This window comes from 'Nostoc azollae' 0708, from assembly GCF_000196515.1.
In the GTDB taxonomy this organism is placed as follows: Bacteria; Cyanobacteriota; Cyanobacteriia; order Cyanobacteriales; family Nostocaceae; genus Trichormus_B; species Trichormus_B azollae.
Genome location: NC_014248.1, coordinates 1,246,348 through 1,272,730, shown reverse-complemented (window position 1 = coordinate 1,272,730; position 26,383 = coordinate 1,246,348). Strand labels below are relative to the sequence as shown.

Genomic DNA, 26,383 nt, shown 5'->3' with positions numbered 1-26,383 from the left:
TACAGGGTTATGTTTGAATTAGCCAGCCCAAAGAACACCAAAAATACATAAAGTCTAAAACTCTCTATCATACCACATAAACAATTTTGCAATAGGTCGATGACATTTTTCTAGATTGGCACCTCGAAATTGAGATTTTTGGAGATTGGCATTTTGAAGTGATGCACGATTGAGACTTGCCTGAGTCAAGTCTGTTTCTGCTAAGTTTACCCCAGTTAGATTTGCACTGTTGAGGTTGATTCTCTCCCAATTTGCCTGATATATACTGGCATTGCTCAAATTGGCATTATTCAAGCTTGCTCCAATCAACCAAGCCAAGTTAAGGTCTGCCCAGCTTAGATTTATTGAAGAACCTTCTATTAATTCCAAATCTGCTAATTGCAAATCTGCATTTTTTAGACAGGGTCTAGTAAAGACAACACTATTAAGTTTCGCTCCAATTAGGATGGCCTCACTTAAACCTGCTTCATTCAAATTTGAATGATATAGGTCTATCTCTTTTAGGTCTAAACTTTTAAGGTATACTCCTCCCGAATTTACAGAATGAAACTTTCTTTGCCCTCCAACATATTTTTCCAGCAGTGTTTCAGCATTTATAATAGCATCATTAAATACAGTTGGCTCAGTATAAAGCTATGCTTAATGCTAAATTACAAAACTCATAGCAAAATTATGTGAAGATGCTATGAATAAACTAGCTATTAAACTCCATATAGTCATTCATTAAAAATGAACATCTCTGACAGGTACATAAAATGATAGAATTTTATGGAAAAACTGATCCGAGAGATATTCCTGCTTACACTATTAAAGATGCTCCTAAATATCTCCGTATTCCATCAGAAACAATTAACTCTTGGGTAAAAGGTAGAAATTATCCTACTGCAAACGGGGTTAATTTTTTTAAACCACTTATTCTCACTCGAGAATTAAAACCAACACTGCTTTCATTTACTAATTTAGTGGAAATTCATGTTGTAAGAGCAATTCGTAAAGACCATAAAATTCAACTAGATAAAGTCAGAAAAGCTCTTGACTACATTTATGAGCAGTTTCAGGTACCACACCCCTTAGCACGTGAAGAATTCCGAACTGATGGCGTTGATTTATTTATAGAAAAATACGGTTTTTTGATTAATGCTTCTAAACCTGGGCAAACAGATTTAAAAGATGCTTTAAATACTCATCTTGAAAGAATTGAACCAGATCCTACTGGCTTAGCAATTAAACTTTATCCTTTCACTCGCTCTCACGAAGGAGATAATCCTCGTATTTTTGTTATTGATCCCCGCATTGCGTTTGGTCACCTTGTAATTGCTGATACAAGAATCGCTATAAGTGTTTTGGCTGAACGCCATCATAGAGGTGATTCAATTGATGATCTAGCTGATGATTACGAATGTGATCACTCAATAATTGAAGAAGCTATCCGTTGTGAATACCTTCCTACTGCATGATCCAACCTCAATCGATTACCTTTTTCATAGATAGATACTATAGATAGATGCTTAGGTGAAAAATCTATTCCAGACATACTACGCGCAGCAGGAATTAGTGTAGAAATTCACGATAACCATTTTGACAAACGAGCTTTGAATGTAGACTGGCTACCACAAGTAGGTGGAAAAGGCTGGATTGTGCTGACTAAAGATGACAAAATAAGCAAAAATCAATTAGAAAGAATTGCCGTAGCATGCGCTCAAATAAAAATGTTTGTGTTGGCCTCATAAAGGCTACCAGGAAAAGATATGGCCGCAATCTTTCTGAGAGCAATAGTTCCAATGCAAGAATTTGTTCGCCAAGATCCTGCTCCATTTATCGCCAAAATCTATTCTTATGGCAAGATTAACCTCTGGAAAGACAGTAAAGAATTATCAGCAGAATTAAAGAATTTTGATGAATGTATCTAATTTGAATTTTAACTAAGAACAATCCAAAATCCAAAATCCTCTACCCTAACCTGGGACGTATCCCATCATTCCTATACCGCCAATAATCCCGCAAAATCCGATCATGGTCGAAACATAAATTACTGGGAACACTCCAAGGCTCAAAAATTCCCACAGCCTTAGCATCATCACCCGCTACAGGCTCGCCCGTTGCTATCGCTAAAAATACAAGGCTAATCGTATGTTGACGAGGATCACGACTGGGAGCAGAATAAACCAAAAACTGTTCAATTAACTCTATTTGTAAACCAATTTCTTCCTCAGCTTCCCTTCTTGCTGCCACCTCTACTGGTTCACCATAATCTATAAAACCACCAGGAATAGCCCATCCAAAAGGTTCATTATGTCGCTCAATCAATATAATCGGGCGATGGGGTCTATCAATTAATTCGATAATAATATCGACTGTAGGCGCAGGATTTCTGTAAGTCATACAATTTTAGATTTCGGATTTTGGATTTTGAGTTATGTATCGAAAAGTTTCAATGATTCTTAATTATCTTGATTAATCTTCTCATTTGTTTACCATCATTCCTATATCTTTATGAAGAACAACGGTCAAACCTAACTATGCCATGATAAATTCGATGCATCTCTTATAGGCGATCACTTCCTTTTATATTTCAGGTTAATTATGCCTTTTCCTAGATCAAGCGGTATTTTGTTACATCCCAGTTCTTTTCCCAGTCGTTTTGGGATTGGTGATTTGGGTTTAGAAGCTTATGATTTTATTGATTTTCTCAAAAATAGTTACCAGCAATATTGGCAAGTTTTACCTCTAGGTCCAACTGGTTATGGTAATTCTCCTTATATGTGCTATTCAGCAATGGCAGGAAATTTCTTTTTAATTAGTCCTGAAAAGCTGGTAGATGAAGGTTTGTTGGTTTCACAAGACTTTGCTAATTTACCAGAATTTCCGGCCGATAAAGCAGACTTTGAGCAAGTCATACCTATTAAAGTAAATCTACTCAAAAAAGCCAGCAATAATTTTAAAACTCACGCCACTGATGTCCAAAGAAAAGCATTTCACCATTTTTGTAACACTAAAGGCTATTGGCTCAATAATTATGCTTTATTTATGGCGATTAAAGATGCCCAAAATGGAGCAAGTTGGCATACTTGGGAATCAGAACTGGCACAAAGAGAAGCCGTAGCGTTAGCCCAGATAGAACAAGATTTAGCACAGGAAATATTTTATTACAAGTTTGTCGAATATGAATTTTTCCGTCAGTGGTCAGAATTGAAGAGTTATGCCAATCAAAACGGTATAGATATTATTGGTGATATCCCTATTTATGTAGCTCATGATAGTGCTGATGTGTGGGCTAATCCCGATAATTTTGCTTTAGATCAAGAAACAGGTACAGCGGCTTTAATGGCAGGTGTACCACCAGATTATTTTAGTGCCACTGGTCAACTGTGGGGCAATCCAGTCTACAACTGGGAAGAGTTGCAAAAACAAGATTTTAAATGGTGGGTGCAACGTTTTGAGTCCATGCTAGATTATGTAGATATAATTCGGATTGACCACTTCCGAGGATTTGACACTTATTGGGCTGTACCCCAAGGTGAAGAAACTGCTATTAATGGTGAATGGATTGAAGCTCCAGGAGTAGCCCTGTTTGAGGTGATTAAACAAAAGTTGGGTAAGTTACCCATTTTGGCTGAAGATTTGGGAATTATTACAAAAGAGGTCGAAGGACTGCGAGATCAATTTGAGTTTCCTGGTATGAAGGTATTACATTTTGCTTTTGGTTCTGATCCCGGTAATCCATTTTTACCTTTTAATTACCCACATAACGCTGTAGTTTATACTGGCACTCATGATAATGACACGACTTTAGGTTGGTTTAATACTACGAATGATTACGAAAAGCAAAATTTGTTGTTGTATTTGGGATCTATAAGTCCTGATGGGATAAGCTGGGATTTAATCAGATTAGCTTTAAGTTCCATCGCCAATCAAGCGATTATTCCTTTGCAAGACGTTTTAGGATTGGGAACCGAAGCAAGAATGAACTATCCCGGTAAGGCTGAGGGCAATTGGGACTGGCGCTATCAATCTGGTTGTTTGACTCAAGAGTTGAGTGATCGCTTAAGGATTATTACCAAACTTTATGGACGCGCTCCCAGAAATTCATGATCACCAAATCATAAGCGCTTAGCACACATAAGACTCGCCTTTCATTACTCCAAACTCAATGCTTATGTAGGGATTAGCTGAACTTATGTTGGGGTCCAACTGTAACACAACTATTTTTAGTGCTGTGTAATTAGTGACAGTATAATTTGACAGTAATCTTCTGTGTCCTGTTGCATCAAGAGTGATAAATTCTCTATTTAGTTAGCCTAATCCCTACTAAATCAAAACCTTTCACGACCTAATTTTAGCGGCTGCAATCCTGATTTCTTCCGCCTTGCCTGCTTGTCCCATTTGTTTTGGTTGTTGTTGATTAACACTCATTAACACACCACCGGCATTATCTGTTTTCACGGTCAGTTCTTCAGTAGCTTTCCAACTGCGATGAGTTCCTTTTGGAAGAACCCCCTCAAATTCGGTTTTACCATCAGCAACAACACGAATCCAGGATGATGACTTCAACGTTACACCAATCTCTACTGCTTGAACTTCTGGAGTGCTACTACCAATTTGAATTTCCTCCATATTCTTGGCTTGGAGTTGATCTGTTGTTAGATCAGAATTCTTTTGCACCTGCTGTAGATTTTGTCCATTATTTGCTTCTAAAGCGGCCTGATTCAATAACTGAGATAATCCTTTGACAGAGCAGATAATTACAAAAACGTAAAGCAAGTACAGATGCACAGGACGTAATTCAGTAATAGGTTTAGGTTTCCATCTGTTTTGTAAACTCACAGGTTGAGAACCAACGGGAAAATTACTGGCAAATTCCGCTCCCTTTAGTCCCAGCGTATCAGCAAACTGCCTGATTAAACCCTGAATATAAATTGGTTCTGGTAAGTCGTTTAAATCACCCACTTCAATTGCGTGCAGCAGTCGGCGAGGTATTCTAGTTAATCCGACAATTTCATCTAAGGATAAACTCTGTTTTTCACGCAGAATCCTCAATTCATTACCCAGTTGTGTTAATGTTTCCGCCTGTTCCTCCTCTATAGATGATTTATTCAGCTTTTCATCTTTCCTTTTTAGCCATTTCATGATTTCGATTACACTCCGTAACTCAGCTTAATCGTTAATAGGTATCCGCTTTATCTGCTTTTTTAAAACAATTATCTCCTCTGGGGTAATATGACGATAGTCACCCCAGAGGAGAAATCGAGCTTTTGGGGTTTGTAATTGAATTGAACCTATGGCTGTGCGATGCAGTTGGATAACTGGATATCCTAACTGTTCAGCGACACGACGAATCTGGCGATTTCTTCCCTCTTGCAAAATAATTTCTAATTTGCTTTGGTGAGCCAAAGATTCAATTAATTGCACTTTAGCTGGTCGTGTTTTTCTTCCTTCCAGAAATACACCTTCACGCCACCTCCCTAGAACTACTTCTGGGGGATGTCCTTTAACGACAATATGATATGTCTTAGCAATATTATGACTAGGATGAGTTAGCGAAAATGTCAAGTCCCCATCATTTGTTAATATTAATGCCCCTGTAGAGTCTGCATCCAAGCGTCCAACTGGGTGAATACCTAAACCATGTCGCAATTTTTGTGGTAATAAATCTAGAACCGTAGGTCTGCCTTGGGGATCGTCACAGGTCGAAACAACTCCGGGTGGTTTATTTAGTAACAAATAAATTAAAGACGGATGCTGGCTTTGAGAGATAGGTTGACCATCAATAGAAATTGTGTCTATTTGGGGATCGACTTTTTGACCTAAATGTGCCAAAATCCCATTTATCTTCACTCGCGAGCGCTTAATCATCTCTTCAGCTTCACGACGTGAGGCAATACCCCATTGAGAAATTATTTTCTGTATCCGTGCCTCCATGTAAAAATTGATTCTTAGTTTATTGCAGTTATCAGTTGTCAATCTATGTGCTGTTAGCTGTTTTTAAATTGAATATCTAAAATATCATCTTCCCATTTTGTAGTTAATAATCATAAGTTTTATATTTAAGAACAGGTTAAGATTACCGAATTTTTCAGCAAATATATCAAATCAAGTTGTGAAATGACCCCTAAAATTTCCCCAGTAACGAATGGTAAGAAAATACGATTTATTACTCAGGCTCTCACCACAGCCATCAAGTTTTGGCTAAGAACACAACTAACTCAAGTATCTAAGATTGAGGTAGAGATTAGCGCAAGCGATCGCCAACTCCTTTCTGGCTGTATTCCCTCTGTGTCTATTTTCGCTACTAATGCAGTTTATCAGGGTGTTCATGTGACACGCATTCAAATGCTGGCAGAAAATATACAGATAAACATTGGAGGTATAATTAAGGGTCAATCCCTACGACTATCAGAAATTGTGCCAGTGGTGGCTGAACTGATAGTGGAAGAACAGCATCTCAATGACTCCCTTACATCCGAATTATTATCAACTGCCTTAAATGATGTACTGCTAAAACTATTACCAGAAGCATGGGAAAAATCCAAGCCTATTTCTTGGCAGGAAATTACACTTGACAATGAGCGCTTGATAATATGTGGGGCTTTATCACCCCAAAATCAACCTAAATTGCTTGAGCTTGCAGTGGGGTTAGAACTACTCAATGGGCAGGAATTACAACTATCTCAGATTCAAATAAAACACGACCAAGAAGTAGTTTTAGAAAATGCTGCTGGATATAATTTAGACCTGGGATCAGATGTTGAACTCCACGAAATAACTTTGAAATCTAAACAATTAGTATGCCGTGGACGAATTAATGTCAATCCCTAAATTCACTGATTAGTTATAAATTGTCAGACATCAGTCTCCTTACTGTTAACTTTTTACTCTCATCTGCTATACCAGGAGCGTTACGAAATAGTAAACTAAAGGGGCTGTAAAAATATAACTATCAGTCCGGTCTAATATACCACCATGACCTGGTATCAATTGTCCTGAATCTTTCACACCTGCATCTCGCTTCAACATAGATTCAGTCAAGTCACCTAATAGACTAGCAATACCAATCAACAAACCCAAGGCTAAACCGGTGATTAAATAATTGGGCAAATCCAGAAAATAAGCCCCTGCTAAAGCTACTATAACGCTGGCTGTGATCCCAAACACAGCACCTTCTACAGTTTTTTTCGGGCTGATATCTGACAAACGAGTTTTACCAAAGAACTTACCAATAATGTAAGCACCAATATCAGCAGCCCAAATACATAAAAAAGTTAAAATTGTGTATGTTAAACCTTGTGATAAGTTAGCTAAATTACCCTGTGTTAAAATGTCGTTCCAGTTGTTAGGCCAGTAACTACCTAAAGGGATATTACTGATGGCTACGCTGTCAAGATTTCGCAATCTAACCCAATAACTAGGCAAATAACCGACATAAAATAACCCCATAATGGAAGCGGAAATATCAGCAATGGTGGCAAATTGGGGTTGAAATAGCAGGTAGAAACAAATAAGCGTACCAGCTAGAGGCATAATAGCATCCGCTAAACTACTATCAAGAGTGCAAATTACTAATAGAGCTTGACTCACAAACATAGTAGTTTTGGCAGCAGGAGCTATGCCTCTAGCTCGCACCAAATTAAAATATTCCTGTTGACCTAAAAAGACAATGATCGCAATTGCTATGGTAAAGTACCAGCCCCCTAATAGGGTTGAAGACAAAGCAAGGGCGATCGCAATAACTCCACTAATAATTCGAGACCAAGGCATAATAGTATTTTGGATTTTAGTGAGGCAGCCCCTGTCTTGGCGGTTTCCGTCCATAGGGGACTGCCGTTCGCCTTTAGGCGTGCCGGAGGAATCATCCGAAGGGATTTTGGATTGAATCCAAAACCGAATACAGAACAGATTTAGTCTAATTTCTCACCACTGAGAATGAAAATGGGATCAGCCGCAACAAAGGTTTGTGAAAAGCCTCTTGTCTCTAAGCGGTTAACAGCAGACTGGACAACTTCGATATTTATAGCTCTTAACTGAGAAAAGCTTTGGGAAATAGCATACAGACTCTCTAGATTAGCAGCTGTAGCGACCACTCGCCCGGATGGTGGTAAATAACGCCATACTGCTTGCAAAATTGCCTGTATAGCTTTTCCTCCTTCAATACAGACGCGCTGTGGAGCTAGTTTAATTTTTTCTAAACACTCTGGGGCGCTACCTTCAATAACTTCCACATTTTTTAACTCAAACCGATCGCAGTTGCGTTTAATTAGGTTAGCCACTTCTTCATCTCTTTCTACAGCAATTACCCGTCCCTGTGGACACAGCAACCCCACCTCAACAGGAATTGTACCTGTCCCTGCACCAATATCCCATAATACTGAATTTGGTTGTAGTCGCAGTTGCGAAATTAACAATAACCTCAATTCTCGCTGACTCAGGGGAATACCTGGTAAATTTTCAAATAATTCATCGGGAATACCAGGGGTAATGTAAGGCCAAAGTTGGGAAGGCATAAGACTATACTGGGGAGATGAGGGAGATGAGGGAGATGAGGGAGATGAGGGAGATGAGGGAGATGAGGGAGAGTATTTGTTTTTCTTCTGTCTCCTACCTTCTAAATACTTAATGTCTGTCATAACTTGAGAGAACCTTTTAAATTCTTTTTACAAGTAATCATAATGAATGGGTAAGTATTGGCAAATCGCTACGAAGTTCAACAGCAGTTGGCCAAAAAGTCAGGAAAACGAATTCTATTAGCGCGTGATTTATTAACTTATGACTTGGTAATTGTCAAGTTACTGCCATTGAGTAGTGAGTTTGAATGGGATGATGTCAAATTATTTGAGCGAGAAGCCCAAACCTTAAAATCTTTATGCCATCCTTGTATACCTCGCTATTTAGACTAGACCTCTTGCAGAATTAATTTTATGTTATAAAAGGGGGTTATCTTTGTTCTAGCCAAAATTTAGAGTTACACGGTTATGTTTGAATTAGGAAGCCCAAAGAACACCAAAAATACATAGAATCTAAAACTCTCTATCATACCACAGAAACAATTTTGCAGTAGGTCTACTATTTTGAAGTAAATTCACCAACTTATAAAGGATTTACCCTCATCCAAACTTATATCCCAGCCCGAACTCTAGAGCAATACTTACAAACTGGCAGCACTTTTACAGAAGTGGAAGTTAATAATATAGCCAAAGCAGTTCTATATATTCTCATTTATCTACATGAGTTAAACCCACAGGTGATCCACCGTGATATCACGCCTAGCAATATTTTGTTGGGAGAGCTATCTGGTAACAGTGTGGGTCAAGTTTATTTAGTGGGTTTTGGCTCAATGCAAACAGTTTTAGCCACAGAAGACACAGAAACAACAACTATGTAGGGACTTATGGTTATATGCCACAGGAACAATTTAGAGGAAGAACTGTTCCTACTTCTGATCTTTATAGTTTAGGGGCAACATTAATTTATTTAGTTAACGATTCTCATCCCGCAGATTTACCGGAAAAGGATTTTCGGATTCAATTTGAATAAGTCGCTAATTTGAGTTCCAATTTTACTAACTGCTTAAACTTAATGATCAAAACCAGTTTAGGAAATCGTTTACGTTCTGCTAATGAAGCAATGACAGCTTTATATAAACCCCATCTACAAACACAAACAAATACTAATTTGTATCTCCTCAATATTTCGGGGAAGGAGTTATTGGGGCATCGATGAACAACCAAAGGAATTAAGAGAAGACTGCTCACGAAGAATAGTCGCTAAAGTTGGGATTTTTCTAGTGTAAGAAATGCTGTCACGGACATACTCAAAAAAGCTGATACCTAACTTACGAGTAGTAGCAACAAGAGACATAAGAGTATCCCACGCCTGAGTACCTTCTAGAGTTTGAGTGGCACAAATTATAGCGGTATGCACTTGAATGATGTCTAAAATTGACGGGAGGAGCCATACAACAAGAGAATTTCACTGCCATACAACAAGAGAATTTCACTCCTGACTCCTGACTCAGTGACTCCTGAATACTTACAAATAATCTTCTTAAATAACGAAAAATTCCGACGAACCAACGAACTTAGAACACAAATAAAAAACACAAGTAGAGACGCGAATCAAACCGTCTCTACTTGAAATTAGAGTAGGGTATTAACCACGGAAGAAGGTGCTACCCCATTTTGTGAATCATTGATAGTAGTAGTCGAGTTTTGTGGCTGTATTTCTTCCTGAACACCCCGCACCTTAATTAACTTAATAGCCCTGTTAACGCTTTCTGGTAAAATTACCACCAGACTACCATCGGGAGCCATATCTAAGGCTTTGTTAATGGCTTGGGTTTCATCCAGAATTGACTCAAAGCGGGAATTAGGCTTAACTTGGGTAATGCCTTGAATAATCAAATCTGAAGCAGAACCGCGCAATCTTCCTCTGGTGTCGTCATCTTCCTTGACAAGGATGTAGTCAAAGATATCTGCTGATAATTTACCCAGAGTAACAAAATCTTCGTCACGGCGATCTCCAGGACCACCAATTACACCAATGCGTTGTCCAGTTGTCCAGTTGCGGACAAAAGAACCCAAAGCTTCATAACTAGCAGGATTATGGGCATAGTCTACCAAAGCATGGTATTTACCCAAATTAAATAAATTCATTCGTCCTGGCGTTTGACTAACTGAAGCGCGGAAAGTCCTTAAACCAGGGCGAATCTGTTCAATAGTCACGTTCTGCACAAAAGCTGCTAAACTTGCTGCTAAAGCATTAGCAATCATAAATGGCGCTTTTCCACCCATCGTTAAGGGTATATTTTCTGCTCTTTCTATGCGGTGTGTCCAATCACCTTTGACAATTGACAGATAGCCATTTTCATACACTGCTGCCACTCCTCCCTTTTGGATATGCTTTCGCACTAAATCCGAATCTGGGTTCATAGTGAAGTAGGCAATATTCGCTTTTGTCTTTTCTGACATCGCCGCAACGCGGTGATCATCGGCATTAAGAACGGCATAGCCATCAGGGAATACAGCTTCTGCGACTACACTTTTCAGATTAGCTAATTGTTCAATGGTATCAATATCGCCGATGCCTAAATGATCTGCGGCAACATTTAACACCACACCCACATTGGCAGATTCAAAACCTAAGCCAGAACGGAGAATACCGCCACGAGCCGATTCTAATACCGCTACTTCTACAGTTGGGTCTTGCAGGATTACATGGGCACTTTGGGGACCTGTGTTGTCTCCAGCTTCTACCAAGTAATCACCGATGTATGTTCCATCTGTAGTGGTATAACCTACAACCTTCTTTGTTTGCCTATAAATATGTGCTAACAGACGAGTCGTAGTAGTTTTGCCATTGGTACCTGTAACGGTGAGAATGGGAATCCGGCTGGGTTTTTCGTTGGGAAACAGCATATCCATCACTGCACCAGCAACGTTGCGGGGGATGCCCTGACTGGGGGCGACGTGCATCCTAAAACCAGGGGCGGCATTCACTTCCACAATGACACCATCCACATCTCTGAGAGGACGGCTAATATCTGTGGTGACAATATCCAAGCCGGCAATATCCAAGCCGATAATTCTCACTACCCGTTGTGCTAACCAAACATTTTCTGGGTGAATTTCGTCGGTGCGGTCTACAGCACTACCACCCGTACTTAAATTGGCTGTTGCCCGTAAATAACAAATAGTTCCCTTGGGAGGTACGCTATTGAGGGTATAGCCTTGCCGTTCTAATAGCTGATAGCTAGTACGGTCTAGTTCAATTTTGGTGAGGACGTTATCGTGTCCTTCTCCGCGATTTGGGTCTTGGTTGGTTTCCGTAATCAGTTCAGCAATGGAGGATCTGCCATTACCAATCACGTGGGCTGGTACTCGTTCCGCTACGGCGACAACTTTACCATCTACAACTAATACCCGATGGTCGCGCCCGACATAATATCGTTCCACAATAATAGAACGAGAAACTTGTCTGGCTGCTTCATAGGCTGCCTCAGCTTCATCCCAACTTCTGATATCAATGGTGATACCACGGCCATGATTACCATCTAAGGGCTTGATGACTATAGGATAACCACCAACATACTCAATGGATTCTTCTAAGTCATCCAAGAAGTTAATCACCGTGCCTCTGGGTACTGGCACACCGTTAGCAGCGAGAATGCGTTTTGTCGCTTCTTTGTCACAAGCTAATTCTACGCCGAGAATACCTGTGTTATCGGTCATGGTCGCCTGCATTCGCTTCTGGTTGACCCCGTAGCCTAGCTGAATCAGAAAGCGTGCGGCTAGAGGCATCCAGGGAATACCTCTTTTTTCTGCTTCTTTGATGATCGCTTCTGTAGAAGGACCCAAGGAAGCTTCACGGCTAAAGTCTTTCAGGTCTTGGATATCTTGCTCTAGTTCTGCCTTGGGATAACGGCCCCGATCAACAATACTCTGACATAGTCGTACTGCTGCACGTCCTGCATAACGTCCCGCTTCCTCATTTATGTACTCAATCACTACCTGGTAAACTCCAGGTGTGGCAGTCTCACGGGTGCGGCCAAAACCTACGTGCATTCCAGCTAATTCCTGGAGTTCTAAGGCCACGTGTTCTACGATATGGCCCATCATAGTGCCTTCTCGTACCCGCATCAAAAAACCACCACGACAGCCAGGAGAGCAATAATGACCCTCCAGACTTGGCAGCGCCTCAACTAATCCTTCATAAAAGCCAGCGATTTCATTTGAGGGCGTTTCCACAAGGTTTTCTAGATCAAGGCGCATGACGATCAGCTTATGGCGTCGAATGCTCCAATAGTTTGGGCCGCGTAAGGTCTGGATCTTGAGGATTCTCATGGGAATAGGTAGATGGAGATTCGGAACCAAAATTCTAGTTTCTTACTGGAATTGACCGCTAAACTGTTTGTCATGAACAGTTTTTTCTTTTCAGATAGTATTTAGTCCAATATTTTGGGCAGTAAGAAATCAAGTGCGGTCAAATCAGTGTAACCTCAGATACTGTATCCCGTCAGCTGGAGATCCGATGCACAGCAGGTAAAACAGTACGTTGGTAAAGATGGAAACGATCTCCGTAACTGAGGATATGTAGGCGTAAATTATGCACTGTTAATGGTTCATTAGCACTAACAAGGGGTTCGTTCGTATGGGTAAGTTCTGTGGGGTCAACAATGGTAACACTGCCTTTACCCATAACTTGTAACCAACCATCGCGTTCAAACACAGCACAAGTGTCTTCATCAATGCCAATGCCTAGACGGTCAGGATGTGCTGCGATCGCACTTACAAGTCTCCCCATGCGATTCCGGTTATGGAAATGTTGATCCACTATGACTTCAGGAATAAATCCTAAGCCCGTTGCCATATCGACTAGGGAACGATTCGGTGTTTCACCACTTCCACCACCTGCAATCATATGATGTCCCATTACCGCAGCGCCTGCACTGGTTCCTGCTAAGGTTAGTTGTCCTGCTCTTACCCGCTGCCGGATAATATCCATTGCAGCTGTATCAGACAGAACTCCACACAGACGTAATTGGTCTCCTCCTGTTAAAAAGACCCCAGTACAAGCTTCTAGAGATGCTTTAATTTGAGAACTGTCGCATTGTTCACGTTCGCGAATGTCTAAAATCTCAACTTTTTCAGCACCCATTTCTTCAAAAATGCGAATATACCGACCACCGATGATAGCCGGTTCGCGGGAGGCGGATGGAATAATTGTAATATACGCCTTACTAGCACCAGCACGAGCAACAAAAGTCCGCAGGATTTCGCGTCCGTGAACTTTGTCTTCTGCGCCTCCGATAACTAGAACGGCGGTTTTGGTTGCTTGGGGTGTCCTCATTTCCAGCGATTTAGCTTTTAATTGCTGCATTGTGTTTCTGCTGCTCCATAAAACTTATACAATGCTGATAGCGCAGCGTGGCGCAAGCCATACATTGCTGTTTATTTCCCGCTTCCACCAGAACCACGGAGAGGGTTTCTTGTCCACGGGCGTAAATTCCGCCAGAGCCTGGCGTACAAATTTAGGGGTTGCATTCAACAGGTTATTAGCTCCTGTCAACAACTTCAGGTAAATTTAACAAGGTTTAATAGCCTGTTGATTTTCGCCCTTTGCTTTTTTGAGAGGACACTTTTTGGAGATTGGCTCAGCACAAGCCATCCCAATTTTTTCGTTAACCCACACGATGCCTCCTGGAAGTTGTTAACTTGGGTTGGATTATTAATTTAAATTTAGTTGTGACAATATTTAAACATAAATTAAGTAATTACAAAAATTAGAAAAATTTTTGAACGCACCAAAAACCCAAGAGTTTTAGTAATTTTAGATACTGTTGATCAAGATCAAGAAGAGGGTGTAGGGTTTAAGGTGTAGGGTTTAAGGGGAGAAACTATTAAAAATTAAAAGTTCACACTCTTCTGCCTTTTCCCTCTTAGCTTCTTTGGTAACTGACGTTAACCAGAAATTTACGTTAAATGTTCCAATCTTAGATTAGTGTCATTGAATACGAATTACTGTGCGTTTTGATATAGTTACGCTTTTTCCTGACTGTTTTAGCTCGGTTCTCAGTTCTGGGCTGTTAAGTAAAGCTCTAGCCAGACAGATTGCTCAGGTACATTTGGTTAACCCCAGGGACTTTACCACTGATAAACATCGTAAGGTCGATGATGAACCTTACGGTGGAGGTGTGGGGATGCTAATGAAGCCTGAACCTATTTTTGCTGCTGTGGAGTCGCTACCATCCCTAGCCCGGCGAGATGTGATTTTAATGAGTCCCCAAGGTAAAACCATCAATCAACCCCTGTTGCGCGATTTGTCCACGAATTACGACCAATTGGTGGTGATTTGTGGTCACTATGAAGGGGTAGATGATAGAGTGCTGAACTTGGTCACTCGTGAGGTATCTTTGGGTGATTTTATTTTAACTGGTGGGGAAATTCCGGCTATGGCTTTGCTGAATGGAGTAGTACGTTTACTACCAGGGACGGTAGGTAAGGAGGAATCTCTAAAAGCAGAAAGTTTTGAAGAGGGATTATTGGATTTTCCTCAGTACACTCGTCCAGCCAATTTTCGGGGGTGGAAAGTACCAGATGTGTTATTGAGTGGAAACCATGCGGAAATTGCTAAATGGCGTTTCCACCAACAACTTGAGCGCACAGCTTTGCGCCGTCCGGATTTACTGCAAAAATGGCAAGAAGAGAGAGAACAGGGTACAGGTGACAGTTAACAGTTAACAGTTAACAGTAAATTGGGGAAATTAATGTTCCACGTCTTACCAATGACCAATGACCAATGACCAATGACTAATGACTAATGACTATGAACATCAGAATCGGTAACGGCTACGATATTCACAGATTGGTGAGCGATCGGAATTTGATTTTAGGCGGTATTCACATTCCTCATGAACTGGGGTTATTAGGACATAGTGATGCTGATGTCCTAACCCACGCCATCATGGACGCGATGCTGGGAGCATTATCTTTAGGAGATATAGGTCATTATTTCCCGCCTAGCGATCCCCAATGGGCTGGGGCTGATAGTCTTGTATTATTAAAACAAGTACATCAGTTAATTCGTGACCAAGGTTGGAAAATAGGAAATATTGATTCTGTAGTTGTGGCTGAACGTCCGAAACTAAAACCACATATTGCCAAAATGCGGGATAAATTAGTAGCCGTTTTAGAACTAGAACCAAATCAAGTTAGTGTGAAAGCTACTACTAATGAAAAATTAGGATCAACTGGTAGAGAAGAAGGGATTTGTGCGTATGCTGTAGTTTTGTTAGTAGCAAGTGATTAATAGGAGGATTGCTATATATTTAGTTTAGATAAACTGGAGGAATTACTTATCAGGCTAATCTCCAGTATTTGCAATAATGAATTTAATTCACCGCCAACAATAGAAAGATTATTGCCTCTCTCTGATCCAGATATTGTCGTATTAGATAAATATCAGCAAATAGAACTATTGGTTGATATAAAAAGAGAAAAATACAGAGCGGAAAAAAACTAATTTATCGAAATTAACACAGTTATATTGACACAACTCTACAAAAGTTAGTTTTGCAATGCTGGCTGAATTAGACAATATCACTAGTTTTAAATCTAAAGATGGCATAACACAAAATAGAGCATTAGAGTTAGAAAATGCTAAGACTATCAGCACCTATGACAGCAATTTATTGGCTGGTGTAATTCTCCTTCATTAACCTAAATAATATTTATATTAGTGAAATTATGACATTTACTGAAAAAATACTCAGTTACACAAAACGCTTTTTCTTGCTTATCAGCCTCCTTTCGTTTACAGCCCTGACAATTACTGCTTGTAATCCAACTAAACTAAAAACTAGCGCCGCACAAGTACCACAATTAGTAACCAGTATTCTCAGCGATCCGAAAACCTTTAACTATGCTCTTAATTCTGATGCAAATAATATTTTTGGATATACTTATGAAGGATTGCTTAACCAAAATCCTATCACTGGTAAACTTGAACCAAATTTAGCAGAATCATGGGAAATTTCTGAGGATAAATTAAAGATTACTTTCACTCTGCGCAATAATTTAAAATGGTCTGATGGACAACCACTCACATCTGATGATGTTGTATTTACTTATAATGATATTTATCTGAATGAAGCCATACCAACAGACGTTAGAGATATTTTGAGAATTGGGAAGGATGGCAAATTTCCCAGTATTAAAAAAATTGATAAAAGACGGGTAGAATTTAGCATACCAGAACCTTTTAGACCTTTTTTACAAAACTCTGGTGTACCTATTTTACCTGCTCATGCCTTACGAGAATCTTTACAAACTAAAGACCAAGACGGAAAACCTAAATTTCTGACAACATGGGGTATTGATACTCCACCTGAACAAATAATTGTTAATGGTCCCTTCAAGCTGGAACGTTACGATACTAGTCAGCGGGTAATTCTCCGGCGTAATCCCTATTATTGGCGTAAAGATGCTCAAGGTAAACTCCAACCTTATATTGAACGTATTGTTTGGCAAATTGTCGAATCAACGGATACTTCTTTATTACAATTTCGTTCTAGTGGTTTAGATGCTGTGGGGGTAGCACCAGACTATTTTTCTTTATTAAAGGTACAAGAAAAACAAGGTGATTTCCAAATTTATAATGGAGGACCTTCTACAAGTACAAGTTTTGTGCTTTTTAATTTGAATCAAGGAAAAAGAAACGGTAAATTACTCATAGACCCAATTAAATCACGTTGGTTTAATAATGTAGATTTTCGCCAAGCTGTAGCTTATGCAATTGATAGACGAACCATGATTAATAATACATTTCGTGGTTTGGGTAAACCGCAAAATTCACCCATTTCTGTGCAGAGTCCCTATTACCTTTCTCCAGAAGCAGGACTAAAAGTTTATAACTATAATCCCGAAAAATCTAAGGAATTATTACTCAGATCTGGGTTTAAATACAATGCTCAAAATCAGCTAGAAGATGCTCAAGGAAACCATGTTAGGTTTGCTTTACTTACCAATGCTGGTAACAAGATTCGTGAAGCAATGGGTTCACAAATTAAACAGGATTTGAGTAAAGTTGGTATCCAAGTTGATTTTACTCCTTTAGCATGGAATACTTTTATAGATAAGCTATCTAATACTTTAGATTGGGAAGCTTCTTTACTCGGTTTGACTGGTGGATTAGAACCAAATGATGGGGCCAATGTATGGTCTACTGAAGGTGGATTACATATGTTTAATCAAAAACCCCAACCAGGACAAAAACCAATAGAAGGGTGGAAAGTTTCACCATGGGAAGCGAAGATTCATGAATTTTATATTCAAGGCGCACAGGAACTTGATGAAGCAAAGGTGACAGAAATTTATGCAGAAGTTCAACGATTAACACAGGAGAATTTACCATTTATTTACTTAGTAAATCCCTATTCTCTTTACGCAATCCGAAACCGTTTTCAGGGAATTAGATTTTCTGCTTTGGGTGGTCCATTTTGGAACATTCATGAAATTAAAATTACAAAATAGGTGACAGGTGACAGGTGACAGGTGACAGGTGACAGATTAAAAATTTATCAATCACCAATCACCAATCACCAATCACCAATCACCAATCACCAATTACCAATTACCACAATTGCTGTGACTCAACCTGAAGCTTTGCGATCGCTCCTGGAAGCGGTTGCTGATGGTAAAATTACCCCAGATATAGCATTCGACTCACTCAAAGACTTATCTTATGAATCTGTAGGTGAGTTTGCCAAAATAGATAACCACCGTCAATTAAGAACCGGTTTTCCAGAAGTCATTTGGGGACAAGGTAAAACTATTGATCAAATTGTGCAGATTATGTCCGTGATGCGTCAGCAGAACCATGTAGTTATAGCTACACGTATTGAGCAGTCGGTTTACACTGAACTGCAAAAAAAAGTTAGAGGTCTGCGATACTACGAATTTGCACGAATTTGTGCCATTGCACCCTCGGAAATTGAAATCAAATTCCCTGGACAAATCGGTATTCTCTCTGCGGGAACGGCTGATTTACCTGTAGCGGAAGAAGCCGCAGTCACAGCAGAACTTTCTGGTTTCCATGTCCACCGTCTTTTGGATGTGGGTGTAGCTGGAATTCACCGTTTACTTAGTAACCGTCACTTACTAGAGTCCTCATCTGTGTTAATTGTTGTTGCAGGTATGGAAGGGGCTTTACCTAGTGTGGTAGCAGGTTTAGTAGATTGTCCCGTCATTGCTGTTCCTACTAGCATCGGCTATGGTGCAAGTTTTTCTGGTTTAGCTCCTTTATTGACAATGCTTAACTCTTGTGCAGCCGGAGTGGGTGTGGTTAATATAGATAATGGTTTTGGTGCAGCAATTTTAGCAGGACAAATTTTGCGAACTTCCGATAAATTACGCTTGGCATCTCAAAGTTAGTCAGAAAATAAAATAAATGCTGTGTATAATTGCGGTTATTTGATATGAGATGAGTTACTACCATTTTTGGGAATAGTTTATCAATTCTTTGGTCATAAAGTTATGGAACATTTGAACGATACAGTATTTTCCCTCTTGGGCAACCTGCACTTCCATCTCAGTTTCCCCATTAGTGATCATACCCATTTTTTCCTAGTTGGTGATTACAGGGATATTAAAGATCCGGATATTTTAGGTCAGATGCAACGTAGTTGGAATAATTTTGTCAAAAGTGGCCAAATTTGGGCGACGTTTATTGGTATGATTATCGGCTATCTTCTTAAGGGTTTAAGCAGTTACGGTTAAATAGATTTTTAGATTTTAGATTTTAGATTTTGGATTTATATTAATTCAAAATCTAAAATCGCAATTTTTTATTTCCTCTTCTTTCTAATTTATGACCGAAAAACAAACTTGGAGCCAGCGGTTTGAATCTACACTACATCCAGCGATTGCACGTTTTAATGCTAGTATAAGCTTTGACATTGAACTCATAGAGTATGATATTACTGGTTCTCAAGCTCATGCTCAAATGTTGGCTCATACAGGGATTATTTCCCCAGAAGAAGCAAAGCAATTAGTTACAGGTTTAGATAAAATTCGGCAAGAATACCGACAGGGCAAATTTCAGCCTGGTATTGATGCAGAAGATGTGCATTTTGCTGTTGAAAAGCGACTTACAGAAATTGCTGGTGATGTCGGTAAAAAGCTACATACCGCCCGTTCTCGTAATGACCAAGTAGGCACTGATACTAGACTCTACCTCCGTGACCAAATCCAACAAATCCGCCAGCATTTACGGGAATTTCAAGCCGTCTTACTCGACATAGCTGAAAAAAATATTGAAACCCTGATTCCTGGTTATACTCACCTCCAACGCGCCCAACCCGTCAGTTTAGCGCACCACCTCCTGGCATACTTTCAGATGGCACAACGAGACCTGGAACGCTTAGGAGATGTTTATCAACGAGTGAATATTTCACCCTTGGGTTGTGGTGCTTTAGCGGGAACAACTTTTCCCATTGACCGACATTACACCGCCAAATTATTGCATTTTGATCAAATTTATGCTAACAGCTTGGATGGGGTGAGCGATCGCGACTTTGCCATAGAATTTCTGTGTGCAGCCAGTATTATCATGGTTCACCTCAGCCGTCTTTCAGAAGAAGTCATTCTCTGGTCATCAGAAGAATTTCGCTTTGTCACCCTCAAAGATAGCTGTGCCACAGGTTCCAGCATCATGCCCCAAAAGAAAAATCCCGACGTGCCAGAACTAGTACGAGGCAAAACCGGGCGTGTCTTTGGTCATCTTCAGGCGATGTTAGTCATCATTAAGGGACTACCCCTGGCATATAACAAAGACCTGCAAGAAGACAAAGAAGGCATATTTGACAGTGTGAATACCATCAAAGCCTGTCTAGAAGCCATAACCATTTTGTTGAGAGAAGGTTTAGAATTTAGTCCCGAGCGATTAGCACAAGCAGTTACAGAAGACTTTTCTAACGCTACTGATGTCGCAGACTATCTAGCCGCACGGGGAGTACCATTCCGCGAAGCTTACAACCTTGTAGGTAAGGTAGTAAAAACGAGCATAGGCGCAGGTAAACTACTCAAAGACTTAACCCTAGAAGAATGGCAACAAATACACCCAGCATTTGCAGCCGATATTTATGAAGCCATATCCCCCTATCAAGTAGTTGCAGCCCGCAACAGTTACGGTGGTACTGGTTTTGCACAAGTTCGCCAAGCTCTTCTTGCAGCCCGTACTCAAATCAGTGCTGAATGATGAGTAGTTTTTTACTCCTGACTCAAAAATAAATAAAGGCGTACAAATACTAAATAGATGTACGCCCAAATATACAAAATTAATATAGCAGTTGTCAGGGTAATTAGGGCAAGCTCAAATTCCCAACTCTTGATTATATAAGGTTTATCAAAAGCTGAATGCTGACTGCTCACTGCTATATAAGAGTAAATATTTAAACAGTCAAATTATTCAGCAGCGTCCATTGCTGCTGCTCCTGTTCCTTCATCTTCTTCACTCTTCGGTGGTCTTTGTTGGAACCTTCTTTGCATTCTTCCTGTCGTAGTCCGTTTACGAAACTTTCTGGCATAAGCCTGGTTCCGTAGCGCCTTTTCTTTTTTCGGGTTGCGGCGCTTGGCCATATTCACCTCATGAATAAACAACAAAAAACCTACATCTAGGCATTGGTCGGTAATATAAGCTACCGATTTCATTAAAATAGTCCCAAAAAGCATAGATATTCATTTATCTTATGCCTTAAGTTAATCGGGTATAACCGATGGGGCTAACTAAAAAACCCAATCCCTAAAGTATAAAGCTGTCGGGATTACTTTTCGCCTAGTGCAGTAAACATTAACACTTTAAACAGCAAACCATCTTAGCGTACTCACATAGTTTCTGTCAAGCTATATTGGCATTTATTTATGTTTATAGCTACCGTAAATCATTATTTCACAACCATATCCCGGAATCCTTCTAAAACTTGGGGATATCAGGACAGCACTCATGTAAAAGTCAAAAACTTGGAAACTTAAACACTACGCTTTTTAGCAATTCAACCGGAATGTAGTTAACAACCCTAGTATTGATTATTGCTGTGAATCAGGCACATAGTGTTGAAAATCGGGAGATACTTAAAAAGTATGAGTTATCAATTTTATCCCAAGTGGGAAGGAAAACATAAACCAGGAATATGGATTTATAGATCGTTTTTGATTCCTGAATATACGTCTAATCAATTTTTACTGGTTAATGATTTATAGTTAAATAGTATAATTGATGTATTATACGTATCTTGGCTAAAATAAAAGCTCTAATCCCACCATATCTATATCCAACAAGACTCAATTTATGTTTTACTCATTGAGTTTATATTCAGTGGTGGGAAGTTACCAACGACACCAAAAAATTTGCAGATTGAATACTATTAATTTTTTAACGGCAGTGATTCAGTCCACACGCAGTTTATGGCACTTTGGACAAACGGTTTTGGGTATTATCTTTCGCCATCCCATTACTGGTACTAGTGTGATTCCAATTTTACCTGATGGTCGAATTGTGTTAATTCGTCGGAAAGATGATGGTTGCTGGTCTTTGCCTGGTGGTATGGTTGACTGGGGAGAAGATATTCCTCATGCAGTGCGTCGAGAGTTGATGGAAGAAACCGGACTCGATGTGTTAAAAATTCGGCGTTTGGTGGGAGTTTATTCTTCACCAGATCGTGATCCGAGAGTCCATTCAATTTGTGTTGTTGTTGAGGCTGAAGTACAAGGAGAAATGAAGGTTAAAGATAATTTAGAAGTGATAGAAATTAAGGCTTTTACTCCTAGTTCTTTACCTCAACCAAAAATGTCTCATGACCATGCTCGACAGTTGCAAGACTATTTGCATGGTTTAACCACTTTGGCATGATACAGCAGGAGTCAGCACTCAGGATTAAAACTCTCTTGCTGTCTAGGTTCTATTTAGATTCTGTACCTCATTAATCTGCTATCTGCTGTAAACCAAGTTGCTAGTTATGCAGTTTCAGCAGGTAATTGGTAATTTATGATAAAATGTTTATCTTAATTTTGGAAATTCTTAAATCCTGGAAATCATAATTCAGACCATTAGCAATGAAAATTAAACAACACTCTCTAAACTTTCCTGTCAATCAGCGACAAATATTCCTTCGTTTGCAAACCGACATATGTGTTTTAAATTTGTTTTTACAACTATGACTTCATCAAAACAATTTAATTGAAGAATTAGCTGAGGTGCAAGAATAACATCACCATCTAAACTATCATTACTTGCTGTAGGCTTTCCCTGATTTCGTACCCATGCCCATAACTCTGCTGCTTTTCGCATTGTTTTACTAGTTATGGGAATAAGACAAATTTGGCTGAATGTGTCGAGACGTTCTAAACTCTTGTTCTTTCCTTCTCTGATTAGTTCACGCCGAAGCTCGTAGTCAGCTATTTCTGGTATACGTATTGCAGTTTTACTCTCTTGTAAAGATTTCAACTACTGCTGTACTTTTGGATCTATGTTTGGATGGGTTATTTTACTCAGTAGATGAGTATCTAACAATATAACTCTACTCATCTATCTATATTGATAACCAATTTTTGTTTAAAGCTGCTTCGATTTGAGGATAAGTTCCTTGATCATAATCTGATTCATCAGCCATCCATTCATCTACCAGTTCTATAACTTTTTCTAAAGGATCATCTGTATGCTCTATATAGGTTTCTAATTCAAAAGATTTGGCTAGATTTTTATAGAATTTTGAGATTGGAATTCTTTGCTAGTCCATGATTCTAATGCGTCTAACATGAGACCCTATCTTTCTAGCCATTCTAATGAATGGCTTCTAGTATTCCATATCTTGGCTACAGGATAGGATTTAACCTGAATCAAAGCATCAACTTTCGCCCTAACTTGCAGTAGTTCCTCTACGAAAAGAGCCTCTGACTGCTGCATAAGAACATCAATCATTAATGTTTTTGGCATCATTTCTGAAGTGCAAACTCCTGTCTCTATTCTCTACCATCTTTAATTTTTTATGTTGATTGACGTTAAAAATTGATATTTTTATTAACCATTGCCAAATAAGATCTTTCCCATTCCCAAGAAAATTAAATTCCTTTCGGCAATTAATTTCGTAGCTATTTCTGGATCATAGTTTTGTAAATAGCCTCTTAATAAATTACAATCTCCCCCAGTAATTGCTATCTTACTATCTGGAAATAAAGATAACCAAGACCCAATAAAATCTTTAGTTCCTGCTAATAATGTGTAAATTACTCCACTTTTAATTGCTTCTTTTGTATTCATGGCAAAACGTGGTGGTAAAGAAGTAATTGAACGTGTGTTTAATAATGGTAATTGTCCTGTATTTCGACCCAAACTGTTAAACTGTAAACTTAGTCCTGGTAAAATTGCACCACCTATTAAACGCTGCTGATGATCAACACCTGTAAAAGTTAGTGCTGTACCAACATCAATTACTAATACGGGAAATCCATAAGTTTGTCCTGCACCATATAAAGCGAGGGCGCGGTCAATTCCTAGTGTGGGATACATACCCTTGATGGGGATGTGGTTTAAGGTAATTAAGCGCACATTTGGGTAAGTTTGCCAAAGTTTTGTTTGAGTGGGAACTACGGAAGCTAAAACGAGAGTGATGGGGAGGTTCGAAGAGAGGAAAATAGGACGAGTAGAAGATGGTGAGACAGGTAGAGTATTTGTTTTAGCTAACTGTTGTATATCAGATGTTGATAAATGTTCTGTGTCCCAAGTTGAGTTGAGGGTATTATCAACAAATAACGCCCAATGTAAGCGGGAATTACCAATCATTAATCCTAGCCAAAGATTTTCTGTGGTTTGTTGGTGGGTATTCTGTTTCACACTTTTAATTTTCTTAAGTCAGCTATAGGTTTTTCAAGAAAAAGTAATATTCAACCCGTGTCATAATAAAGGAAGAGGAATAAATACTCAATTTTCTCAAGGAGGGGAGTTATGGTATTGCTCACCGATAAATTTGAAAAACAGGGAAACCCAGCCCCGGAAAAACGTCTCACCATACAGACTGTAGAGATTGCTGAAAATACAACAGCGATTCGGTCTTTGGACTGGGATCGTGATCGCTTTGATATTGAGTTTGGTTTGCAAAATGGTACAACTTATAACTCATTTCTCATCGGTGGTGAGCAAACTGCCTTAGTTGATACGTCTCACGAGAAATTCCGTCAGCTATATTTTGATACACTGACAGCTTTAATCAATCCTGAAGAGATAAATTATTTAATTATCAGCCATACAGAACCAGACCACAGCGGCTTGGTGAAAGATTTGCTATCTATGGCTCCTAATATTACTGTAGTTGGCTCTAAGGTAGCAATTCAGTTTTTGGAAGATTTGGTACATTGGCCTTTTAAACGGCGGATTGTCAAAAATGGCGAGCGCTTGGATTTAGGTAATGGGCACCAATTTGAATTCGTGAGCGCGCCTAATTTACACTGGCCTGACACCATTTTCAGCTTTGACCACAAAACCGAAACTCTCTTCACTTGCGATGCTTTTGGGTTGCACTATTGCTCCAATAGTACCTTTGATGATGACTTAGCAGCAATTGAAAAAGATTTTCAATATTACTACGACTGCTTAATGGGTCCAAATGCCCGTTCTGTTTTATCTGCCCTAAAGCGGATGGGAGAATTAAAAGCAATCAAAATGGTCGCTACAGGTCATGGTCCACTACTTTACCATAACGTTGAAGAATTAATTGGACGTTACCGGAATTGGAGTCAAGGACAAACTAAGGCAGAAACGGCGGTTGGGATATTTTATGTTTCTGAGTATGGGTATAGCGATCGCTTGGCGCAATCAATCACCAACGGCATCGTTAAAACAGGCGTAGCTGTGGAAATGGTCGATTTGGGTGGAGCAGTGGATTTGCAAGAGTTGCGGGAGCTTGTAGGACGCTGTGCTGGGCTAGTTGTGGGAATGCCTCCTACTTCTGCTAGTGCCACTATTCAAGCTGCACTGAGTACAGTTTTAGGTTCCGCGAAGGAAAAACAAGCCATTGGTATTTTTGAAACCGGTGGTGGAAATGATGAACCAACTTATCCACTATTAAATCAATTCCGGGCTGCGGGTTTGAATGTAGCTTTTCGTGTAATTGAAATTCGGGAAACACCGACAGACAACATTTACAAAAAATGTGAAGAAGCGGGAACGGATTTAGGTCAATGGGTGACTAGAGATAAAAGCATCAAGGCAATGAAATCTCTTGGTGCTGACTTAGACAAAGCACTAGGGAGAATTAGCGGCGGTTTATATATCATCACTGCTAAAAAAGGGGATGTATCCAGTGCCATGTTAGCTTCTTGGGTGAGTCAAGCCAGTTTCAAACCTTTAGGATTTTCCATAGCGGTAGCTAAAGACCGGGCGATTGAATCACTAATGCAAGTAGGCGATCGCTTTGTCCTCAATGTACTGGAAGAAGGAAATTATCAACCCTTGATGAAACACTTCTTAAAACGGTTCCCTCCCGGTGCAGATCGTTTTGAAGGAGTAAGAAACCAACCAGCGGAAAATGGTGCACCTATTTTGACAGATGCGCTGGCCTACATGGAATGCGAAGTGATTAGCCGCATGGATTGTGGCGACCACTGGGCAGTATACAGCACCGTTTACGCTGGAAGAATATCAAAACCAGATTCACTAACAGCAGTTCACCACCGGAAAGTCGGAAACCACTATTAAACAACTCAAAATTCAAAATAAACAATTCTAGAATTTTGAATTGATTTATTATTTGTCGCCTGTAGGGTGGGTAATGCCCACCTTGCGAAAAAATAACATCTTTAAGATCTTTCTGATTTTCAATTGCGCTATATCTTCCCTCTCTCGT

28 protein-coding genes and 1 pseudogene are annotated in these 26,383 nt (G+C 39.6%); 16 read left to right on the top strand and 13 right to left on the bottom strand.

Annotation, left to right across the window (positions count from 1 at the left end; translation table 11 throughout):
* Nucleotides 1–54: 54 nt before the first annotated feature.
* Nucleotides 55–579, bottom strand: coding sequence for a pentapeptide repeat-containing protein (locus AAZO_RS42305; RefSeq protein WP_266889341.1), 525 nt, complete (start codon nucleotides 577–579; stop codon nucleotides 55–57).
* Nucleotides 580–755: 176 nt separating this feature from the next.
* On the opposite strand from AAZO_RS42305, the gene AAZO_RS05750 reads away from it, so the two are divergent.
* Genes AAZO_RS05750 through AAZO_RS37035 form a run of 3 tightly spaced genes read left to right on the top strand, consistent with a single transcriptional unit; the run spans nucleotide 756 to nucleotide 1,910 of the window.
* A complete protein-coding gene (locus tag AAZO_RS05750) occupies nucleotides 756–1,457 on the top strand; it encodes a DUF433 domain-containing protein (RefSeq protein WP_013190527.1) in 702 nt (233 codons plus the stop codon).
* A gap of 30 nt (nucleotides 1,458–1,487) precedes the next feature.
* Nucleotides 1,488–1,730 carry a PIN-like domain-containing protein gene (locus AAZO_RS43380; RefSeq protein WP_420807058.1) on the top strand — a complete coding sequence of 81 codons (243 nt, stop codon included), beginning with the start codon at nucleotides 1,488–1,490 and terminating at the stop codon, nucleotides 1,728–1,730.
* Nucleotides 1,731–1,748: 18 nt separating this feature from the next.
* Nucleotides 1,749–1,910, top strand: coding sequence for a hypothetical protein (locus tag AAZO_RS37035; protein WP_228371525.1), 162 nt, complete (start codon nucleotides 1,749–1,751; stop codon nucleotides 1,908–1,910).
* 40 nt (nucleotides 1,911–1,950) lie between these two features.
* Here the strand turns inward: AAZO_RS37035 and AAZO_RS05740 are convergent, their stop codons facing one another.
* Nucleotides 1,951–2,382, bottom strand: a complete 432-nt coding sequence (locus tag AAZO_RS05740) for an NUDIX domain-containing protein (RefSeq protein ID WP_013190526.1) — start codon at nucleotides 2,380–2,382, stop codon at nucleotides 1,951–1,953.
* 201 nt (nucleotides 2,383–2,583) lie between these two features.
* Between AAZO_RS05740 and malQ the strand changes: the two genes are divergently transcribed.
* Nucleotides 2,584–4,092, top strand: a complete 1,509-nt coding sequence (gene malQ / locus AAZO_RS05735; protein WP_013190525.1) for a 4-alpha-glucanotransferase — start codon at nucleotides 2,584–2,586, stop codon at nucleotides 4,090–4,092.
* Between the two features lie 231 nt (nucleotides 4,093–4,323).
* Here malQ and AAZO_RS05730 read toward each other — a convergent pair whose 3' ends face one another.
* Together AAZO_RS05730 and AAZO_RS05725 are read right to left on the bottom strand one after the other, a co-directional pair.
* Complete coding sequence (locus AAZO_RS05730; RefSeq protein ID WP_013190524.1) at nucleotides 4,324–5,127, bottom strand: helix-turn-helix domain-containing protein; 804 nt, start codon at nucleotides 5,125–5,127, stop codon at nucleotides 4,324–4,326.
* 27 nt (nucleotides 5,128–5,154) lie between these two features.
* Nucleotides 5,155–5,919, bottom strand: coding sequence for a pseudouridine synthase (locus AAZO_RS05725; protein WP_013190523.1), 765 nt, complete (start codon nucleotides 5,917–5,919; stop codon nucleotides 5,155–5,157).
* A 183-nt stretch (nucleotides 5,920–6,102) separates the two neighbouring features.
* Between AAZO_RS05725 and AAZO_RS05720 the strand changes: the two genes are divergently transcribed.
* Nucleotides 6,103–6,816 carry an LmeA family phospholipid-binding protein gene (locus AAZO_RS05720; RefSeq protein WP_013190522.1) on the top strand — a complete coding sequence of 238 codons (714 nt, stop codon included), beginning with the start codon at nucleotides 6,103–6,105 and terminating at the stop codon, nucleotides 6,814–6,816.
* 66 nt (nucleotides 6,817–6,882) lie between these two features.
* On the opposite strand, the gene AAZO_RS05715 is transcribed toward AAZO_RS05720, so the two are convergent.
* Both AAZO_RS05715 and cbiT read right to left on the bottom strand, forming a co-directional pair.
* On the bottom strand, nucleotides 6,883–7,755 hold the full coding sequence (locus tag AAZO_RS05715; RefSeq protein WP_013190521.1) for a phosphatidate cytidylyltransferase: 873 nt from the start codon (nucleotides 7,753–7,755) through the stop codon (nucleotides 6,883–6,885).
* Between the two features lie 140 nt (nucleotides 7,756–7,895).
* Nucleotides 7,896–8,498, bottom strand: a complete 603-nt coding sequence (cbiT, locus tag AAZO_RS05710; protein WP_013190520.1) for a precorrin-6Y C5,15-methyltransferase subunit CbiT — start codon at nucleotides 8,496–8,498, stop codon at nucleotides 7,896–7,898.
* A 180-nt stretch (nucleotides 8,499–8,678) separates the two neighbouring features.
* Here cbiT and AAZO_RS05705 point away from each other — a divergent pair, with 180 nt between their 5' ends.
* Nucleotides 8,679–8,891 carry a hypothetical protein gene (locus AAZO_RS05705; protein WP_041639536.1) on the top strand — a complete coding sequence of 71 codons (213 nt, stop codon included), beginning with the start codon at nucleotides 8,679–8,681 and terminating at the stop codon, nucleotides 8,889–8,891.
* Between the two features lie 167 nt (nucleotides 8,892–9,058).
* Nucleotides 9,059–9,657 (top strand): annotated as a pseudogene (locus AAZO_RS34970) (protein kinase domain-containing protein); the annotation flags it as partial.
* Between the two features lie 39 nt (nucleotides 9,658–9,696).
* Here AAZO_RS34970 and AAZO_RS28950 read toward each other — a convergent pair.
* The 3 genes from AAZO_RS28950 to AAZO_RS05690 all read right to left on the bottom strand — a co-directional run bounded on the left by AAZO_RS28950 (nucleotide 9,697) and on the right by AAZO_RS05690 (nucleotide 13,869).
* The gene (locus AAZO_RS28950; protein ID WP_013190519.1) at nucleotides 9,697–9,915 is read right to left on the bottom strand and encodes a hypothetical protein; all 219 of its coding nucleotides are present in this window, start codon (nucleotides 9,913–9,915) and stop codon (nucleotides 9,697–9,699) included.
* 215 nt (nucleotides 9,916–10,130) lie between these two features.
* Complete coding sequence (gene cphA / locus AAZO_RS05695; protein ID WP_013190518.1) at nucleotides 10,131–12,833, bottom strand: cyanophycin synthetase; 2,703 nt, start codon at nucleotides 12,831–12,833, stop codon at nucleotides 10,131–10,133.
* 172 nt (nucleotides 12,834–13,005) lie between these two features.
* A complete protein-coding gene (locus AAZO_RS05690; protein ID WP_013190517.1) occupies nucleotides 13,006–13,869 on the bottom strand; it encodes a cyanophycinase in 864 nt (287 codons plus the stop codon).
* A gap of 643 nt (nucleotides 13,870–14,512) precedes the next feature.
* Here AAZO_RS05690 and trmD point away from each other — a divergent pair.
* The 7 genes from trmD (at nucleotide 14,513) to argH (ending at nucleotide 20,745) form a co-directional block, all read left to right on the top strand.
* Entirely contained in the window at nucleotides 14,513–15,223 is a 711-nt protein-coding gene (trmD, locus tag AAZO_RS05685) for a tRNA (guanosine(37)-N1)-methyltransferase TrmD (RefSeq protein WP_013190515.1), read from the top strand.
* An 86-nt stretch (nucleotides 15,224–15,309) separates the two neighbouring features.
* Nucleotides 15,310–15,798: a 2-C-methyl-D-erythritol 2,4-cyclodiphosphate synthase gene (gene ispF, locus AAZO_RS05680; protein WP_013190514.1), complete on the top strand. Its 489-nt coding sequence runs from the start codon at nucleotides 15,310–15,312 to the stop codon at nucleotides 15,796–15,798.
* A 268-nt stretch (nucleotides 15,799–16,066) separates the two neighbouring features.
* Nucleotides 16,067–16,207, top strand: a complete 141-nt coding sequence (locus AAZO_RS34960; RefSeq protein ID WP_013190513.1) for a hypothetical protein — start codon at nucleotides 16,067–16,069, stop codon at nucleotides 16,205–16,207.
* Between the two features lie 28 nt (nucleotides 16,208–16,235).
* Complete coding sequence (locus tag AAZO_RS05675) at nucleotides 16,236–18,020, top strand: ABC transporter substrate-binding protein (protein ID WP_013190512.1); 1,785 nt, start codon at nucleotides 16,236–16,238, stop codon at nucleotides 18,018–18,020.
* Between the two features lie 114 nt (nucleotides 18,021–18,134).
* Nucleotides 18,135–18,920: a nickel pincer cofactor biosynthesis protein LarB gene (gene larB, locus AAZO_RS05670; RefSeq protein ID WP_041642658.1), complete on the top strand. Its 786-nt coding sequence runs from the start codon at nucleotides 18,135–18,137 to the stop codon at nucleotides 18,918–18,920.
* A 102-nt stretch (nucleotides 18,921–19,022) separates the two neighbouring features.
* Nucleotides 19,023–19,265 (top strand): hypothetical protein, encoded by a 243-nt coding sequence (locus AAZO_RS05665; protein WP_013190510.1) that lies wholly within the window; start codon nucleotides 19,023–19,025, stop codon nucleotides 19,263–19,265.
* A gap of 91 nt (nucleotides 19,266–19,356) precedes the next feature.
* Entirely contained in the window at nucleotides 19,357–20,745 is a 1,389-nt protein-coding gene (gene argH / locus AAZO_RS05660; RefSeq protein ID WP_013190509.1) for an argininosuccinate lyase, read from the top strand.
* A gap of 206 nt (nucleotides 20,746–20,951) precedes the next feature.
* Here the strand turns inward: argH and AAZO_RS05655 are convergent, their stop codons facing one another.
* Entirely contained in the window at nucleotides 20,952–21,197 is a 246-nt protein-coding gene (locus AAZO_RS05655) for a hypothetical protein (protein WP_013190508.1), read from the bottom strand.
* A gap of 703 nt (nucleotides 21,198–21,900) precedes the next feature.
* Here AAZO_RS05655 and AAZO_RS05650 point away from each other — a divergent pair.
* Nucleotides 21,901–22,395 (top strand): NUDIX hydrolase, encoded by a 495-nt coding sequence (locus AAZO_RS05650; RefSeq protein ID WP_013190507.1) that lies wholly within the window; start codon nucleotides 21,901–21,903, stop codon nucleotides 22,393–22,395.
* A 237-nt stretch (nucleotides 22,396–22,632) separates the two neighbouring features.
* On the opposite strand, the gene AAZO_RS05645 is transcribed toward AAZO_RS05650, so the two are convergent.
* From AAZO_RS05645 to AAZO_RS05640, 3 genes are all read right to left on the bottom strand, one after another.
* Nucleotides 22,633–22,989, bottom strand: coding sequence for a type II toxin-antitoxin system VapC family toxin (locus AAZO_RS05645; RefSeq protein ID WP_013190506.1), 357 nt, complete (start codon nucleotides 22,987–22,989; stop codon nucleotides 22,633–22,635).
* A gap of 318 nt (nucleotides 22,990–23,307) precedes the next feature.
* Nucleotides 23,308–23,463 carry a hypothetical protein gene (locus AAZO_RS34955; RefSeq protein WP_228371524.1) on the bottom strand — a complete coding sequence of 52 codons (156 nt, stop codon included), beginning with the start codon at nucleotides 23,461–23,463 and terminating at the stop codon, nucleotides 23,308–23,310.
* A 99-nt stretch (nucleotides 23,464–23,562) separates the two neighbouring features.
* Complete coding sequence (locus tag AAZO_RS05640) at nucleotides 23,563–24,375, bottom strand: pantothenate kinase (RefSeq protein WP_013190504.1); 813 nt, start codon at nucleotides 24,373–24,375, stop codon at nucleotides 23,563–23,565.
* Between the two features lie 111 nt (nucleotides 24,376–24,486).
* On the opposite strand from AAZO_RS05640, the gene AAZO_RS05635 reads away from it, so the two are divergent.
* Complete coding sequence (locus tag AAZO_RS05635; protein WP_013190503.1) at nucleotides 24,487–26,235, top strand: diflavin flavoprotein; 1,749 nt, start codon at nucleotides 24,487–24,489, stop codon at nucleotides 26,233–26,235.
* Nucleotides 26,236–26,383 lie beyond the last annotated feature (148 nt).